The 16268-nt window shown below is 62.8% G+C and carries 16 protein-coding genes and 3 pseudogenes; 8 read left to right on the top strand and 11 right to left on the bottom strand.

The genetic code is table 11. The features are described from left to right. Position 1: 1 nt before the first annotated feature. The gene (locus tag FFS10_RS00145; RefSeq protein ID WP_249931097.1) at positions 2–988 is read right to left on the bottom strand and encodes an NAD(P)-dependent oxidoreductase; all 987 of its coding nucleotides are present in this window, start codon (positions 986–988) and stop codon (positions 2–4) included. A gap of 146 nt (positions 989–1134) precedes the next feature. Here FFS10_RS00145 and FFS10_RS00140 point away from each other — a divergent pair, with 146 nt between their 5' ends. From FFS10_RS00140 to FFS10_RS00130, 3 genes are read left to right on the top strand one after another with little or no spacing between them, the layout of a single operon-like run. Then, positions 1135–2358: an acyl-CoA dehydrogenase family protein gene (locus tag FFS10_RS00140; RefSeq protein WP_212744055.1), complete on the top strand. Its 1224-nt coding sequence runs from the start codon at positions 1135–1137 to the stop codon at positions 2356–2358. Between the two features lie 41 nt (positions 2359–2399). Beyond that, positions 2400–3380 (top strand): Bug family tripartite tricarboxylate transporter substrate binding protein, encoded by a 981-nt coding sequence (locus FFS10_RS00135; protein ID WP_171015959.1) that lies wholly within the window; start codon positions 2400–2402, stop codon positions 3378–3380. Further along, complete coding sequence (locus FFS10_RS00130; protein WP_137890265.1) at positions 3380–4540, top strand: iron-containing alcohol dehydrogenase family protein; 1161 nt, start codon at positions 3380–3382, stop codon at positions 4538–4540. Before FFS10_RS00135 ends, FFS10_RS00130 begins: the two co-directional genes overlap by 1 nt. Positions 4541–4543: 3 nt before the next feature. On the opposite strand, the gene FFS10_RS00125 is transcribed toward FFS10_RS00130, so the two are convergent. The 5 genes from FFS10_RS00125 to FFS10_RS00105 form a co-directional block, all read right to left on the bottom strand. Further along, on the bottom strand, positions 4544–5476 hold the full coding sequence (locus FFS10_RS00125) for a LysR substrate-binding domain-containing protein (protein WP_137890263.1): 933 nt from the start codon (positions 5474–5476) through the stop codon (positions 4544–4546). Positions 5477–5694: 218 nt separating this feature from the next. Beyond that, positions 5695–6459, bottom strand: a complete 765-nt coding sequence (locus FFS10_RS00120; protein WP_137890261.1) for an SDR family NAD(P)-dependent oxidoreductase — start codon at positions 6457–6459, stop codon at positions 5695–5697. Positions 6460–6555: 96 nt separating this feature from the next. After that, the gene (locus FFS10_RS00115) at positions 6556–7569 is read right to left on the bottom strand and encodes a tripartite tricarboxylate transporter substrate binding protein (RefSeq protein ID WP_212744054.1); all 1014 of its coding nucleotides are present in this window, start codon (positions 7567–7569) and stop codon (positions 6556–6558) included. Positions 7570–7665: 96 nt separating this feature from the next. Continuing rightward, a complete protein-coding gene (locus FFS10_RS00110; protein WP_502702535.1) occupies positions 7666–7872 on the bottom strand; it encodes an aldehyde dehydrogenase family protein in 207 nt (68 codons plus the stop codon). Between the two features lie 165 nt (positions 7873–8037). Beyond that, a complete protein-coding gene (locus FFS10_RS00105) occupies positions 8038–9015 on the bottom strand; it encodes a Bug family tripartite tricarboxylate transporter substrate binding protein (RefSeq protein ID WP_137890259.1) in 978 nt (325 codons plus the stop codon). Between the two features lie 256 nt (positions 9016–9271). Between FFS10_RS00105 and FFS10_RS00100 the strand changes: the two genes are divergently transcribed. From FFS10_RS00100 to FFS10_RS23270, 4 genes and pseudogenes are all read left to right on the top strand, one after another. Next, a complete protein-coding gene (locus tag FFS10_RS00100) occupies positions 9272–10030 on the top strand; it encodes an SDR family NAD(P)-dependent oxidoreductase (protein ID WP_171015958.1) in 759 nt (252 codons plus the stop codon). Between the two features lie 52 nt (positions 10031–10082). Next, on the top strand, positions 10083–10856 hold the full coding sequence (locus tag FFS10_RS00095) for an SDR family NAD(P)-dependent oxidoreductase (RefSeq protein WP_137890255.1): 774 nt from the start codon (positions 10083–10085) through the stop codon (positions 10854–10856). A 38-nt stretch (positions 10857–10894) separates the two neighbouring features. Beyond that, positions 10895–11410: a peroxiredoxin gene (locus FFS10_RS00090; RefSeq protein WP_137890253.1), complete on the top strand. Its 516-nt coding sequence runs from the start codon at positions 10895–10897 to the stop codon at positions 11408–11410. Between the two features lie 69 nt (positions 11411–11479). Then, a pseudogene (locus tag FFS10_RS23270) lies at positions 11480–11653 on the top strand (transposase); the annotation flags it as partial. 121 nt (positions 11654–11774) lie between these two features. Here FFS10_RS23270 and FFS10_RS23790 read toward each other — a convergent pair. The 5 genes and pseudogenes from FFS10_RS23790 to FFS10_RS22880 form a co-directional block, all read right to left on the bottom strand. After that, positions 11775–12095 (bottom strand): annotated as a pseudogene (locus FFS10_RS23790) (SDR family oxidoreductase); the annotation flags it as partial. Continuing rightward, entirely contained in the window at positions 11977–12528 is a 552-nt protein-coding gene (locus FFS10_RS23260; RefSeq protein WP_283957565.1) for an SDR family NAD(P)-dependent oxidoreductase, read from the bottom strand. The pseudogene FFS10_RS23790 and the gene FFS10_RS23260, both read right to left, overlap by 119 nt. A 131-nt stretch (positions 12529–12659) precedes the next feature. Next, entirely contained in the window at positions 12660–13637 is a 978-nt protein-coding gene (locus tag FFS10_RS00070) for a Bug family tripartite tricarboxylate transporter substrate binding protein (protein ID WP_137890251.1), read from the bottom strand. 30 nt (positions 13638–13667) lie between these two features. Further along, positions 13668–15155 carry an aldehyde dehydrogenase gene (locus FFS10_RS00065; RefSeq protein ID WP_137890248.1) on the bottom strand — a complete coding sequence of 496 codons (1488 nt, stop codon included), beginning with the start codon at positions 15153–15155 and terminating at the stop codon, positions 13668–13670. 147 nt (positions 15156–15302) lie between these two features. After that, positions 15303–15779 (bottom strand): SDR family oxidoreductase, encoded by a 477-nt coding sequence (locus FFS10_RS22880; protein ID WP_171015957.1) that lies wholly within the window; start codon positions 15777–15779, stop codon positions 15303–15305. On the opposite strand from FFS10_RS22880, the pseudogene FFS10_RS23255 reads away from it, so the two are divergent. Further along, positions 15731–16095 (top strand): annotated as a pseudogene (locus tag FFS10_RS23255) (transposase). The gene FFS10_RS22880 and the pseudogene FFS10_RS23255 sit on opposite strands and share 49 nt — an antisense overlap. Positions 16096–16268: the final 173 nt, after the last annotated feature.

Genomic DNA, 16268 nt, shown 5'->3' with positions numbered 1-16268 from the left:
GTCAATGCCCCCCCTTGCTTTCCAGGCTGCCGACCTGCGCAACGTAGCGCGTGCCAGCCAACGATTCGATGACGCGGATCATGTCCTCCAGCTGGGATCCCTCTCCGAGCGTGTTCAGGCCGATCTGCAACAAGCCACGCGCAATACCGGCGATTGGCGTTGGCACACCCGTATCAGTGCCCATGGTCATTGCCTGATTCAGGTCCTTGACCTGCAGCGCCAGCCCGAACTTGGTCGATTGCCGGCCGGCTGCAATGTTCGGCAGCATGCCCTGGGACGTGTAGCTACGCGCCGTCGTGTGATTGATGGCCTCGGTCATCGCCTCGAGAGGCAGGCCAAGCTTGCGCCCCATGGCAACAACCTCCAGGGTGGCGAGGCGGACGCTTGCGTTCATCATGTTGTTGACGGACTTCATGGTCTGGCCGTTGCCCACACGCTCGCCGCAGTGGAATACGTTGGGACTGATGTCCTTCAAGACCGGGCACACTTTCTCGAACACAGCGCGAGATCCCGATGCGATGATCGAGATGGTCCCGGCAATCGCCGTGGCCATGGCGCCCGACACGGGCGCGTCCAGCATGGCCACGCCTTGCTGCTCCAGTCGCTGTGCGAAATCCCGCGTTTCTCCCGGCACGCCGCTGGTCTGATCGACCACGATAGCCCCGGCGGAAAGGCCCTCGGCAAGGCCATTCGGGCCGAAGATCACCTTCCCAACATCGGAACTGCGCGGCAGGCACAGCAGCACGATGTCGGAGTTGCGAGCCAACTCCGCGCAGGAAGGAGCGGCTTTCGCGCCAAGTTCTTCAAACGCCTTTACGGCTGCGCTGTTGAGATCAAACACCGTGACGTCGTGCTTGCCGACGAGGTGCCGAGCAAGCGCGCCACCCATCGCACCCAAACCGATATATCCAACTCGCATTTCTGTCCTCCGGGTAATTATTTTGAGGGCGCCGCGAGCTTGCGTCGAGCCGCTTTTTCTGATGTTCAAGGTAAGAAATTCTGACCATCGTTGGTTAGCCCAGATTACCCGAGCACGAAGAAAAAGCGTCTGGACACTTAGAAGATCCGACTCTTAAAGTAGGTCCGTTAACAGCCACCTTTATCGCGGCTGCGTACGCCATGACGAAGAACTCCATGAATTTCACGCTGTCCCCCGAAATCGAAGCCGTCCGCGACATGGTCAGCCGCTTCATGAAAAACGAAGTGGTGCCGGTCATGGAGGAGTACGAGAAGCGCCAGGAATTCCCGCGCGAGCTGGTCCGCAAGGCCGGCGAAGCCGGGCTGTACGGCGCCGTGTTCCCCGAGTCGGTGGGGGGCAGCGACATGGGCTACATGGCGGCCGCCGTGATCATCGAGGAAATGGCGCGCCAGGAGGTCCGCTTCACCTCGTGCAACAACCAGCAGGGCGGCACCTGCCCGACCTGCATCTACCTCGGCGGCACGCCGGAACAGGTCGAGAAGTACGTGCCCGACATGATCGCCGGCAAGACGATCGGGATGATGTCGCTGTCCGAATCGGGCAGCGGCTCCGACGCCGCCTGGGCGATGAAGACCTTCGCCAAGCGCGACGGCGACGTCTACCGCATCAGCGGCGAGAAGATGTGGGCTTCGATCGCCAACGAGACGGATGTCGGCATCCTCTTCGCGAGGACCGACCGGGACGCGGGGGCCAAGGGCGTCACCGCCTTCATCGTCGAGCCGAAGAAGTACCCCGGCTTCACCGCCAAGCCCGTCGACCTGCTGGGCATGTCCAAGGCGTTCCGCACCAACATCGTGCATCTCGACGACTTCGTCGTGCCGGTGGAAAACCGCCTCGGCGAGGAAGGCGAGGGCTTCAAGATCATCATGCGCGCGCTGCAGCCGGGCCGCCTGAACATCGCAGCCAAGTGCGTCGGCCTGGCGCAGGCCTGCTTCGAGGAGGCAGTGCGCTACGCCAACGAGCGCACGGTGAAAGGCCAGCCGATCGGCAAGTTCCAGATGATCCAGGACTTCATCGCCGAGATGGCCACCGCGATCGAGGCGAGCCGCGGCCTAGTCTACCGCACCGCCTACTGCATGGACAACGGCCAGCCGTCCAACCGGATTGCCTCCATCGCGAAATACCACGCCTCGCAGACGGCCAAGATGTGCGCGGACAAGACCCAGCAGATCTTCGGCGGCTACGGCTTCGCCCGCGAGTACCGCATTTCCTGGATGCGCGTCTATGCAGACATGCTCTACAACGGCGAAGGCTCAGCGAACATCCAGAAGATCATCATCGCGGAGGACGCACTCGGCTACAAGCTCGCCGATCGTCACCACGGCAAGACGGGGCTGCGCGATGTGCGCAAGGACCAGGTTGCGGCCGACGCGGCTTAGACAGCATCATTCGTTCCACTATGAATCAAAGGAAAACAAGAATGCAGATCACACGCCGGGCGATGCTCGGAGCAGGGCTGGCTGCGGCAACGGGCCATCTAGCCGCGCAATCGCCGTGGCCGGCTGGAAGGCCGATCCGGATGATTGTCCCCTTTTCCGCCGGAGGTGCGACCGACATCGCTGCACGTCTTGTTGGCCAAGTGATCAGCGAGTCACTCAGGACTGCGGTCGTGATAGAAAACAAGCCAGGGGCACACGGGGTGGTCGGAATCTCCGAAGTCATGCGCGCACCGGCTGACGGTCACACGATCCTCATGGGCAGCATCGGCACGATGGCGATCAATCCGAGCCTCCACGAAAAAATTCCCTACGATCCCAACAAGGATTTCGCACCGGTCTCCTTGGTGACGTTGACGCCGATAGTCGTCGTGGTGAACCCCAGCGCCCTTCCCGTGAAGGACATGCGGGAGCTTGTGAGGTACCTGAAGGCCAATCCTGGCAAGGTCAATTTTGCATCGGCAGGCGCAGGCAACAGCGGGCATGTGGTCCCCGAGTATTTCAAGTCCCGCACGGGCACGTTCATGACGCACATTCCCTACAAGGGTGAATCGGCCGCCATGGCTGATCTGGTGAGCGGCCAGGTGCAAATCATGTTCACCACCCTCCTGAACGCGACGCCTCACGTCAAGAGCGGCAGGATTCGCATGCTTGCCGTCACGTCGCGCCAGCGCTTGTCTGACTATCCCGACGTTCCTACCGTCGCTGAGTCCCTGAACATGAGCGACTTCGATGTCGGGGCATGGCAGGCGCTGTATGCCCCTGCCGGAACTCCGACGGAGATCGTGAATCGTCTTTCGGCGGAAGTCGATTCAGCGCTCAAGAATCCCGCTGTTGTCAAGCGGCTCGCGGAGCTTGGTGCCGGCCCAGGTGGCGGCACGCCGGCAAGGCTGGCCCAGTTCCAGCGTGCCGAACAGGAAAGGTGGAGCAAGGTGATCCGCGCAGCGAATATCAAGGCCGACTGATGACCAAGACCGATTCTCTCTCCTATCAGCACATTTCCGCGGAGCTGCGGGTCTTCCACGGGATCGACAGTCTCGTGTCACTGAAACGCGAACTGGAGCGCAACGGCTGCCGCCGCGCAGTGGTTGTCTGCGGAAGAACGATCAGCCGCAGCGAAGAGCTCGGCTTGTTGCGCGAGGCCCTCGGACCGCTGTTGGCCGGCGTCACGCCAACTGCTCGGGAGCACAGCCCCGTTTCGGGCGTTGAAGAGACCGCCCAATTCCTCAAGGATGTGCAAGCCGATGCCGTGATCGCCGTTGGTGGCGGTTCTGCTGCGGTGACAGCGCGCGCGGCGGCGGTTCTCGTCGGAGAAGGAAAACCTCTTTCCGAACTCTGTACCCGTCGCCTCCCCGATGGAAAATTCGAAAGCCCACGTCTGAACGTGCCGAAGCTGCCTCAATTCGTGGTGCCGACGACACCGAGCACGGCCTTCGTGAAGGCGGGAACCGCCGTCCACGATGACAGCGGCCAGCGTCTCGCGATGTTCGATCCCAGGACCCGGGCCAAGGCCATCTTCGTGCATCCGGCATTCGTGGGCACGGCGCCGACCCGACTGGCACGCGATGCGGGACTCAATGCCCTGGCCAATGCGGTGGAAGCGCTGGAATCCCCGAAGTGCGACCCGATTTCGGAGGCATTCCTGCTGCAGGCCCTTCGCCTGATCCGTCAGAATCTTCCCACTCTCGCGGACGGTGCGACGCGCGAACGCGAGCGCCTCGTGGTCGCGGCGATCCTGTGCGGCCGCGGCACGGAACAAGGCGGTGCCGGGCTTGCGTCCGTGCTGGCACACGCCATCGGTCATCGAACTCACGTGGCCAATGGCGTCGTGAACGCCATCGTGCTGCCGCACACGATGCGCTACAACGCACCCGTGACCGGAAGCCGCCGTTCGACGCTGCTCGAGGCGCTAGGCGCGCCAGACGCCCCGTCTGAGCCCAGCGATGTGCTGGCGGCCTTCCTGAAGACGCTGGATACGCCCAAGTCCTTGCGCGAAATCGGCTTGCCTCAAGAGGGTCTAATCGAAATTGCCGAAGCCGCCATGTTGGATTGGTTCATCAGTCGCAGTCCGCGGCCGGTGCCTGACGTCGGCGCGCTGCTTGGGATCCTTGAGCCCTCCTGGTAGGGCTTACTTTGCCAGCACTTTGATGATTTCAATCATCCGGTCGAGGGCGGGGTCTTTCTCGCCCTTGACCCATCCGAAGACGAAGGTGGTCGGGTAGTTGACATCCTCGAGCGGGACGACGGAAAGGCTGGTGGGATAGGTGAAGTTGCGGCCGGTCACGGCCAATCCGATGCCCATCCCCACAGAGATAAGGTTAAGCTGCGTTGAAATCGTTCCGCACTCCTGAACGATTTGCGGCTCGAACCCGGCTTTTTGGCACAGCGCGTACAGCGGCCCGTACCCGGGGCTGCTGCTGGATCGCGGAACGACGACGAACCGTTCTGCAGCCAAATCTGCAAGCGTCACCGACTTCTTCCGTGCCAGCCGGTGATCATTCGGCACTGCCACGCCCAGGCCACCCGTTTGAATGCGGATCCAGTCGAGCACCGTTTCGTCCTGCGCGGCGACTCCCGTACCTCGCCTCCTTCCAAGCAGCGCTCGTCCGGGACCAAAGTGCATGAACCCAGCGTGAATCTTCCTTTCGGCAAGGGCCTTGGGCTGGTCGGTTGTCGACATTTCGGACAACGACAGGGTGACATCGGGGTATGTCTCGTGAAACTGCTTGATCGCTGCGCGAAAGAGCGAATGCATCAGGGTCAGCGATCCATAACCGATATTGAGCGTTCCGCTCTTGCCCTGGCCCACGCGCTTGGCCATCACGAGCGCCTCGTCGAGGTCTTTCATCACGGCCTGGACGTTTGGCAGGAGAGCCCGCCCGGCAGCGGTCAACTTGACGCGGTGTGCCAGACGCTCGAACAAAGGCGTCCCGAGCTCCCCTTCAAGGTCCGCGATGATCTGAGATACCGCAGGACGCGTGACATGAAGCCGGTCGGAAGCGCGCCCGAAGTGTTCCTCTTCGGCGGCAGCGATAAAGTAGCGCAGATGTCGAAGTTCCATCGGGCGCCTAGTGTACTCTTACGTTGACGCAGGCGAGCTGCAGACGTCGGCGGCCGTCCGCTCGCGATTTGCACCGGCTCGTCAGCTCGACGAACCGACCGCTGCCCAGCGCCGGGGCCGGGGCCGGGGCCGTCGACAGATTGCCAACGAGGACGAAATGCGCACCATTTGCCCCCTTGAGGTGGCACCTGGAGAACAGACGGTGAGCGGGCGGACGCTCAATGGAACGACCGCCCCCCATCCGCGGCCAGAGCCGCGCCGGTGACGTAGGATGACTCAGCGCTTGTCAGGAAGAGAATGGCGCGGGCAATTTCGACTGGGTCGGCCAGCCTCTTGAGCGCATAGTTTCCTACGTTACCTCGGAAGCCGTCCGCCATCGGGGTGTCCACCATGCCGGGGCAAACGCTGTTGACTCGAATTTTGGGCGCCAACTCGGCGGCCAATGCACGCGTCAGGTTGACCACACCGCCCTTGGATGCCGCATACGCGGTCAAGCCCGGTGCGTTAGGCAGCAAGCCCGCCGCCGAAGCGATGTTGACAATCGTAGCCTCGGACTCCTTTTCCATCCACCGCAAACAGCTGGCAATCACGAGGTACGGGCCGGTCAGATTGACCTCCAGAACACGCCGCCATGTCGCAGCGGGCGTCTCAGGCACCCGACTCGAACACATGATACCCGCTGCATTGACAACACCATCAATGCCGCCCAACGCGGCACCGGCTTTGTCGATGATGGCAGACACCGCCTCTTCGTTAGTCACATCCACCGGAAAAGCGTGACCGCCCGTCTCGCGAGCGGTCTCGGCAAGCCCGCATTCATCACGGTCCAGCAGCGCAAGCGATGCGCCCTCGCGCGCAAAGAGCTGCGCCGTCGTGCGTCCAATGCCAGACGCAGCCCCCGTGATCACGATCCGACGCCCCTGGAGCCGCTCGCCCGATGTCGAGAGCGCGCCGTCGGTCGCTCCTAAAGCTTTTTCAGTCATTTCCAACAACCCAGATAAATCACGTTTTGTTCAACAGTTGCCGGGCAGCCCGAAACCCGGGCTCCGGCAACCATGCGATCAGGCCGTTCCCCGGCCTTAGTCGCTCACCTGGATCTTGTTTTCCACGATGACTTCGCGCGAGCGAGCCGCCTCTCCTGCGATGAATTGTTTGAGCGCCTCTCCTGTCTTGAGGTCTTCCTGGAACCCCATAGGCTTGAGGAGGTTTTGGAACTCCGGGTCCTTGACGCCCTTGGTGATCGCCCCCGCCAGCTTCGCAACGATGTCGGCGGGCGTGCCCGCCGGAGCCACGAAACCGTGCCAAAGCGTTGGATCGATGGATGGAAAACCCAATTCCCGCATCGTAGGCACGTCAGGAAGGCTGGTGCCGCGCTGAGGCGATGTAACCGCCAGTGCGCGCAGCTTGCCGCCCGCTCGAAGGGCCGCCACCTCGGATTCCGAAGCGAACATCATCTGGGTGAACCCTGCCATGAGCGCGTTCAGTCCTTCGGGATTGTTCTTGTATGCCACGTTCAGCCCAGTGCCTTGGATTGCCTTGAGGAACCTGACTGAAGTAAGGTGAGCCATGGTTCCAACGCCTGCGGTAGTGTATTTGATGCCACCAGGCGACCTTGCAACGGCTTTCAGCTCATCAATGGTCGCAATTTTCGACTCCGTCGAAACAGCCAGGGCCAGAGGGAAGCCGCCTACACCGGCGATGGGCACCAAACTGTTGAGGCTATACGGAAGCTTTTCCCGAAGTGCGGTTTGGTTAATGCCTGCGCTGATAAGACAGAGAATCGTATAACCGTCGGGCGCCGATGCAGCGGCTGCGGCTGCACCAATCGTGGTTGAAGCGCCGCCACGGTTTTCCACAACCACAGGCTGGCCAAATTCAGCCATCATTTTCTTGGCCAAGATACGGCTTATGACATCATCAGTCCCGCCCGGAGGGTTGCAGACGATGATGCGTATCGGGCGTGTCGGATAGGACGTCTGTGCGAAAGCGGTCCCCGTGGCGCCCGCCGCCACCAGAGCCGGTGCGGCACGCAGAATATCTCTTCTCGAAATCATGTCATCTCCTTTTATGAACGGATCTTCATCGAAGTCCAAACGACTTACTTACCAAGCTCATTGCGAGCGCCTCCATCTCCGACGCGAACCTCATCGGAGACAAAACAGAATGCGTCACTCTGTCCAGGCAGGTTGTCAGCGTTGCAGGAAGGCGTCGACCGGCGCGCTCGCTGCGGTCGAAATCATCACGCTCTTCGTCTCGAGGTATTCATTGATGGCCTCGATGCCGCTCTCGCGCCCCAGACCGGATTGCTTCATGCCCCCGATAGGCACCAGGAAGCTGTAGGCCCGGTAGGTGTTGACCCAGACCATGCCCGCCTTGAGCGCTTTCGACATCCGGATCGCACGGCCCGCTGGACCGCATGCTGGAGATCGTCAAGTCTCTGGCCAAGTGAACCGGCCGCCCCGCGAAGCCGCAGCGGCGCTCACCACGCAGCTGTGACCGGCGGATGGTCAGCACAGGCTTGGCAACGAATGCATCAGGGATGGCCGCTCACAGAGCGAGTGTCACTCGACTCGGATCTTGTTCTCGATGATCACTTCCTTCCATCGTGCCGCCTCTGCGTTGATGAAGGAGGTCAGGGCCTCGCCCGTCTTGATGTCCTCCACGAACGATAAGGGCTTGTACCGGTTCTGGAAGCTTGGGTCACGGACGGCGCGCGTAATGGCATCTGCGAGCTTCGACACGATTGCGGGGGGCGTGCCAGCCGGAGCAACGTACCCGTACCAAAGCGTCGGATTGATGGCCGGGAAGCCCAACTCCCGCATGGTCGGCACATCGGGAAGATTCGGCAACCGTTGCTCCGAGGTCACCGCAAGAACGCGAAGCTTGTCTTCGCCCCTCAGAGCAGCCACTTCCTGGGCCGATCCGAACATCATCTGGGTGAAGCCCCCTACCAACGCATTCAGGCCCTCGGGATTGTTTCTGTAGGAGACATGCACGCCCTTGCCCTGAATCGCCTTGAGGAATCGCACGGTGTTAAGGTGCGCCATGGTGCCGACACCGCCCGAGGCATAGGTGATGCCGTCCGCTGAACGAGCCACCGCCGTCAACTCTTGGAGGTTGGTGATCTTCGGCGTGGCAGTCGCCGAAACCGCAAGGCCCAAGGGGAATCCGCCAATGCCCACGATCGGCACGAAGCTGCTGAGCTTGTACGGCAGCTTTTCCCGCAGCACCGTCTGAACGATGCCGGTGCCGATCAGGCACATGAGCGTGTAGCCGTCCGGCGGCGCTGTGGCAACAGCCACGCCTGCGATCGAGGTCGATCCGCCAACACGGTTCTCGACGATCACGGGCTGCCCGAACTCCTTCGTCAGCCTGTCCGCAATGAATCGGGTGATCGTGTCGTCATTGCCGCCGGGTGCGTTGCCCACCACGATCTTCACCACGCGCTGCGGATAGTCCGCCTGCGCGGCAACGCCACCCGCAAAGCCGATCGTCGCAAGGGAAGGAACAGCAAACAGAACCTGTCGCCTGGAAGTCATACGTCGTCTCCTGCCTCGGTGTCGCTCTCGCGGCCGAGGCGCATTGCCTTATGCGCCGCTCGGCAGCTCCTCTATGCGAGGCCAAGGAGAGTGTGCGAGGAGCAGCAGCGGAAAGTCCAGTCGCGAATTCTTGCGCTTGCGTCAGCGCCGCTAACCTTGCGCGGTGTTAGCCCGCCTTACCCTCGCGAAAGAATATCCAACTGGACGCTGTTCCTGTGGCAGGGGTAAGCTGCTCCATTGGAAGGAGATCCCTGACTTGATTAATCTTAAAGTTGCGGTCGTGACTGGTGCTGCCGTCGGGATCGGCGCTGCTACGGCACGTCGTTTGGCGCAGGCAGGATTTGCTTGCGTCATGGTGGATCGATCGGACGACGTCAAGCGTGTCGCTGCCGAGATCGCGGGCAGCACGGACAGCGCGACATACCCCTATGTCGTCGACCTGGTGGATGAGCAGCAGATCATCACGCTCGTGCGGACGGTCGAAGAGCGTCTGGGCCGCATCGATGTATTGGTCAACAACGCGGGCGTTCATCCGAAGCGCGCAGGCGGCAAGTTTCCGATCGAGGAGATCGAGACAGCACAGTGGAACCACGTGCTCGCGGTCAACCTCACGGCGCCGTTCCAGCTGTCCAGAGCTGTATTGCCTGGCATGCGGCGACGTGGATGGGGACGCATCATCAATGTGGCTTCCGCCGGCGGTCGAACCACTTCGCCGGTCGTCAGCGCTCATTACGCCGCGAGCAAGGCGGGATTGATCGGATTCACGAGAACCCTGGCACTGGAGGCCGCGCCGCACGGCATCACGGCCAACTGCGTTGCGCCTGGGCCCGTGCACACGGCCATGTCTGGCGCGTCGTCGCCAGAGGCAATCGCCGCGTTCACTGCCACGATCCCGATGAGGCGATACGGCGAGCCGTCGGAAGTCGCCAACGCAATCGCATTCTTGGCCTCTGATGAAGCGTCATTCATCACCGGGGCGATCCTGGACGTCACGGGCGGCCGATTCATGCCCTGAAGGGGTGCGGACCTCAGCGGCCGTCAGGTGTTGACAAAAATTGGAGCGTTGGATGGGCAAGTTGGACAACAAGGTGGCCTTGGTCACCGGCGCGGCGCGCGGCATCGGCAGGGAGATCGCGCTGACCTTGGCTCGAGAAGGTGCCGACATCGTCGCGAATGCCCTGCACATGCCGAACCTCGAATCCCTGGTCGCGGAGATCGAAGGATTGGGCAGGCGGGCAAAGGCGGTCACCGCAGACATATCGAGAAAGGCCGATGTCGATCGCATGGTGGACGCCGCCATCGGCGCGTTCGACAAGATCGACATCCTCGTCTGCAACGCCGGCATCACCCGCTTTGCCCCCTTCCTGGAAATGACGGAAGAGGACTGGGACGCCGTCATCGCCGTCGACTTGAAGGGAACTTTCCTGTGCGGCCAGGCCGTGGCGAAGCACATGGTCCCGCGCAAGTACGGGAAGATCATCAACGTCTCTTCGCTATCCGGGCTGGGTGCGCGCAATCCCACGATGGCCAACTACGCGGCCAGCAAGGCCGGGGTCAACAACCTGTCGCGGGTCATGGCCCTGGCACTGGGCGAGCACGGCATCAACGTCAACGTCGTCGCCCCCGGGGTGATCCAGACCGAGATGGGCCTGGCGCGCAGAACGCCGCAAGAGTACGCGGCCTACCTGGATCTCTACAGGCAGCAGACGGCCCTGCATCGTGTGGGAGAAGCGAGGGACATCGCCAACGCAGTGCTGTTCCTCGCTTCGGACGACTCGTCCTTCATCACGGGACAGGTCATCGTCAGCGATGGCGGCGTCAAGGATGGCTTGCTGCGCTAATCGCTGGGCCAATTCATTTCTCAACCCTGGAGGCGAACATGATCCAAGTCGGCAACAAGTTGCCTGCAGCGAAGCTGCAGGAGTTCATCGAGGTCGAGGGCAACGGCTGCTCGCTTGGGCCGAGCACTTTTGACCTGGCCGAGATGACTGCCGGCAAGAAGATCGCACTCTTCGCGCTACCCGGGGCATATACGCCGACCTGCTCGGTCAATCACGTTCCCGGCTACGTCGAAAAGTCCGAGGCGCTAAAGGCTGTCGGTATCGACGAGATCTGGTGCGTCTCCGTCAACGACGCTTTCGTCATGGGCGCTTGGGGCCGCGACCTGAATACCGCTGGCAAGGTGCGAATGATGGCAGACGGTAGCGCCGACTTCACCAGGGCGGTCGGACTGACGCTGGACTTGACCGAGCGCGGTATGGGCCTGCGCAGCAGTCGCTACTCGATGCTGGTTGTCGATGGAGTCGTCAAGAGCTTGAATGTCGAGGCGTCGGGCAAGTTCGGGGTCAGCGACGCCGAAACGATGCTCAAGCAGGCTATGGAGATACTGGCCTGAATGCCGGGGCGGGCTGTGCCGTTAGGGAACATCTGCAAAACAGGCCCGCGCCTTGCGTGACCTGAAGCCATGAAGCAACTTGGACTTGGCCTGACCCTGTCGACGAAGAAGACACGCAAGCGCGAGTTCCTCGAGGAGATGGAACGCGTGGTGCCTTGGGCCGCGCTGGTGCGGATCGTCGAACCGCACTGCCCGCGTGCGAAGACAGGGCGCCCGCCGATGCCGGTGGAGACCATGCTGAGGTAATCGTATCTTTCATGCGGATTGATACGGTTGGCGCCGAAATGCGAAGGGGAATCACGGGGCCATTGTTGGAGAAGACGCCCATCGCAGCGCCGGGCACGGCGATGTCCATGTCCGCGCCGGCGAAGACGATGCCGGGCGATGTGCCCCCCCGCTCGAGCTGCAGGCGCTTGAGGTTGCCCGCCGAGACCTGAACGATTTTGTGTCCGGTTTCGGTCGATCCGGTGAAGGAGGCCTTGTCCACGCCCGGGTGCGCCGCCAGCGCCGCACCGGTCACGTAGGACGCGTCGGCGCTTGTCAGGAACAGGATCACGCTCGCGATCTCATCGGGCTTGGCCAGCCGCTTGAGCGCGTAATTTCCGACATTGACCCGGAAGCCATCCGCCATCGGCGTGTCCACCATGCCAGGGCAGACGCTGTTCACGCGAACGGCGGGTGCCAGTTCCGCGGCCATCGCACGCGTCAGGTTGACGAAGGCCTCCCTTGGAGGCGCTATACGCGGTCAATCCCGGTGCGTTGAGCAGCAGCCCGGCAGCCGAAGCAACGTTGACGATCGTGGCGTGCGGTTCCTTGAGCAACCAAGGCAGGCAGCATCGGGCCACGATGTGCGGTCCGGTCAGGTTGACTTCCACGGCCCGGCGCCAAGCCGATGCCGAGGTCTCGACCATGGGACTGCTGCGCATGATCCCGGCTGCATTGACCAGGCCGTCGATGCCGCTGAGCGCCTTGGCAGCCGCTTCGACCGCCACCGAAGTGGACCCTTCGCTCGACACGTCGGCCTGCAAGCCATAGCCGTCCACCAGCCGCGCGGTCTCGGCCACGCCCTGCTGGTCGAGGTCCAGAAGCGCGAGCGAGGCGCCCTCCTTCGCGAACAGCAGGGCTGTGGCCCTGCCGATGCCCGAGTCGGCACCGGTTTGTCTCGCCCACGCGCCGGCCTCGCAGCCGGCCGACGGCCGGCACCCCGTCAGCGGATGGTTCGCTCATCCGTCTCTCCGCGGCCCGTGTGTCACTCGAGCCGGATGTTGTTGGCGACAATCACTTCCTTCCAACGCGCCGCCTCCGCGTTGATGAAGGCCGACAGGGCTTCACCCGTCTTGATGTTCTCCTGGTACGCAAGGGGCGCGTAGCGGTTCAGGAACTCGGGGTCCCGAACCGCGCGCGTGATGCCGTCTGCCAGCTTGGCCACGATGTCGGGTGGCGTTCCCGCGGGGGCGACGAACCCGTGCCAGAGCGCGACGTCGAAGTCCGGGAAACCCAGCTCCTTCATGGTCGGCACGTCGGGCAGGTTCACCGCCCTTTGCGGCGTGGCGACCGCCAGCACGCGCAGCTTGTCCTCACCCCTGAGGCCGGACACCTCGGAGGCCGAGGCAAAGAACATCTGTGTGTGGCCGCCGATCAATGCCTGCAAGCCCTCGGGATTGTTCCTGTAGCTCACGTGAACACCCTTGCCCTTGATGGCATTGAGCAGCCGCGTGCAGGTCAGGTGTCCCATGGTCCCGACACCGCCGGACCCGAAGGTGATGCCGTCGCCGGACCGTGCGGCCGCAACCAGCTCTTGCATGTTCGTGATCTTCGGCTTGGCCGTCGCCGAGACAGCGAGAGCGACCGGGAATCCGCCGACACCCGCCACCGGCGTGAAGCTGCTGAGCTTGTAGGGCAGCTTGTCTCGCAGCACGGTCTGGTTGATGCCGGTGTTGATCAGGCACATGAGCGTATACCCGTCGGCAGGCGCGGAGGCGACGTACGTGCCTGCAATCGTGGTCGAGCCGCCCCCGCGGTTCTCCACGATCACGGGCTGCCCGAACTCCTTGGCGAGCCTGTCGGCGACGAAGCGGCTGATGGCGTCGTCCGTGCCGCCGGCAGCGTTGCCGACGACGATCTTCACCAGCCGAGTCGGATAGGCGGATTGCGCGACGGCACCGCCCGCAAAGGCAGTTGCCGCGAGCGCGGGCACTGCCTCGAGAATCTTCCTTCGGGAAATCATGTTTGTCTCCTCAATTGTCGAAATACTGATTCAGCGCTGCAGGAACGGGTTGGACGGCGCGCCGGACTCCGTCGAGATCATCACACTCTTGGTTTCGAGATACTCGTTGATCGCCTCGATGCCGCTCTCGCGCCCCAGGCCGGATTGCTTCATGCCCCCGATAGGCACCAGGAAGCTGTAGGCCCGGTAGGTGTTGACCCAGACCATGCCCGCCTTGAGCGCTTTCGACATCCGGATCGCCCTTCCGATGTCTCGGGTCCACACGCCGGCCGCGAGGCCGTAGATCACGTCGTTGCCAATCTGCACGGCTTCCTCTTCGTCATCGAAGCCGATGATGGAAAGGACGGGGCCGAACACTTCCTCCTGCGCGATCTGCATCCTGTTCGTGACGTCGGTGAACACCGTCGGCTGCACGAACTGGCTCCCGTCCAAGCCGGGACCGGTCGCTGGCTCGCCGCCGAGGATGCAGCGCGCACCCTCGGCCTTGGCGACGCCGATGTAGTGCAGGACCTTCTCGTACTGCGGCGGTGTGGCGATCGGGCCGATCTGCGTATCGGGCTTCATCGGATCGCCCAGCTTGAGATCGCGGGCCATGCCCAGAAGCCTCTCGGTGAACTTCTCCTTGATCGAGTTCTGGACGAGCAGGCGCGATCCTGCGGTGCACATCTGCCCGGCGGCACCGAAGATCCCGGCAACGGCTCCGACGCAGGCCTGGTCGAGGTCGGCATCTTCGAAGACGATGTTGGGCGACTTGCCGCCGAGCTCCATCGCCACGCGCTTCATCGTGCGCGCCGCCGCCTCGTAGACCTTGGCGCCCGTCTTGTCCGAGCCGGTGAAGGTGATCTTGGCGACATCAGGATGCTCGACCAGCGGCGAGCCGACTTCCGTTCCCAGTCCCGTCACGACGTTGATCACACCGTCCGGAAGACCTGCCTCCTTGGTCAGTTCCGCAAACTCCAGCGAACTGACGGAGGCGAACTCCGAGGGCTTCAGCACGACCGAGCAGCCTGCAGCCAGGGCCGGAGCGCACTTGATCGTGAAGAACATCAAGGGCGAATTCCAGGCAGTCAGCGCAGCAACCACGCCAATGGGCTCCCGATACGTCATGGCAAGCATGTCGGGCTTGTCCACCGGCAGGACAGCGCCTTCGACCTTGTCAGCCAAGCCCGCGAAGTAGTACCAATGCTCAGGAAGGTACTTGAGCTGGCCGTGCATCTCCGCGAGGATCTTGCCGTTGTCGCGCGACTCGACCTCGGCCAGTCGCTGAGCGTTCTTGGGGTCGGCGAGCAGATCGCCGATCTTGCGCAGGATCCTGCCACGCTCAGAAGCGGTCATCTTGCTCCAAGGCCCGTGATGCATGGCATGGTGCGCGGCGGCCACGGCGAGGTCCGCGTCCTCCTTGTTGCCCCGCGGGATCCTGGCCCAGGCCTCGCCGCGATACGGATCTTCGGTGTCGAGCCATTCGCCGCTCGCAGGTGCTGAGTGCGCTCCGTTGATCCAGTGCTGGTAAGTCTTCATTTGAGTGTCTCCCGATATGGCGATTTGATTGATGTGAAATTGGACTGCGAGCTGCCTGCGAGCGCCGCCATCCTCCGGCTGCTACTGCGAATGCATCTTCACGCGGCGGAATGTTTTCATCGAGTCCCCCTTGCGGCTGCACGAGACTCAAACGCACGGGATGCAGGCCAACTGGCTGCCGTCGACGGGCATCACAGCGCCTGTCATGAAGCTGGCACGTCCGTAAGCAGGAAGGCGGCCACCGCCTCGTTCTCCTCGGGCTGCCCCAATCGCGTGGGCTCCCCGAATGCGCTTGGCGTTCTCGGGGGCGTCGAACATGCAGGCGCTGAAAGGCGTCCGGATCGTCCCAGGAGCAATGGCATTGACGCGGATACCGATGGGACCGAATTCCGCTCCCATCGGACCAGCCGATTCCGCGATGTTTCCGCACACATTGTCTCCTTCGAATCGGCGAATGCCTGAGTAGGTATGGGCAGTGTGCGTGTGCGAAGCCGAAAGTGTCCAGTCGCATTTTCTTCTTTGAGCGTAAGCCAATCTAACCTCACAGGAGAGCGGCTGGCTTGCAGCGAAGGCCAGTGTGCGCGGTTCTATCGCGAGTTGGCGAACAGCCTTGCGCAGGCTCAAGGCAGGGGATTTCCGAGGGCATCGAGTTTGCGGCCAAGCCTCAAATTGCCCTGCAACAGCTACGGGGCCTGCTCTCGGAAGGTGCACCCAGGCACTGCGTGCTGACCGACGCCGGCTACGGTTCGACTATGCGTTTCGTCAGGGGCTGACCGGTCTGGGCTTGCCCTACGTGGTCGGCATCACCTCGGCCGTGGTGATCTGGTCACCGGGAGTGGAGCCCCTGCCGCTCCAGCCCTACAGCGGCATGTGCCGTCCACCGGTGATGTCACGGCGCACCGCCAAGAGCGAGCCGGTAAGCGTCAAGGCACTGGCGTAGTCTGTGTCGAGACTGCCAGCGCGCAGCATGGGCGCACCAGCTGGCCAGCTGCCGCACCGTCACGCCACTCGCCGCTCCCACTCGCTTGCCTTCTGGCCGGATGCCCGGTACGCCGCCACCCAAAGCCACGACCCAAGCGGCCTGGGGCGTCGCACGAATGCCGATCGCCAGCG

The sequence above is a fragment of the Ramlibacter sp. 2FC genome (genome assembly GCF_005503345.1).
Lineage (GTDB): Bacteria > Pseudomonadota > Gammaproteobacteria > Burkholderiales > Burkholderiaceae_C > SCMQ01.
This window is presented reverse-complemented; position numbering and strand designations above follow the sequence as displayed.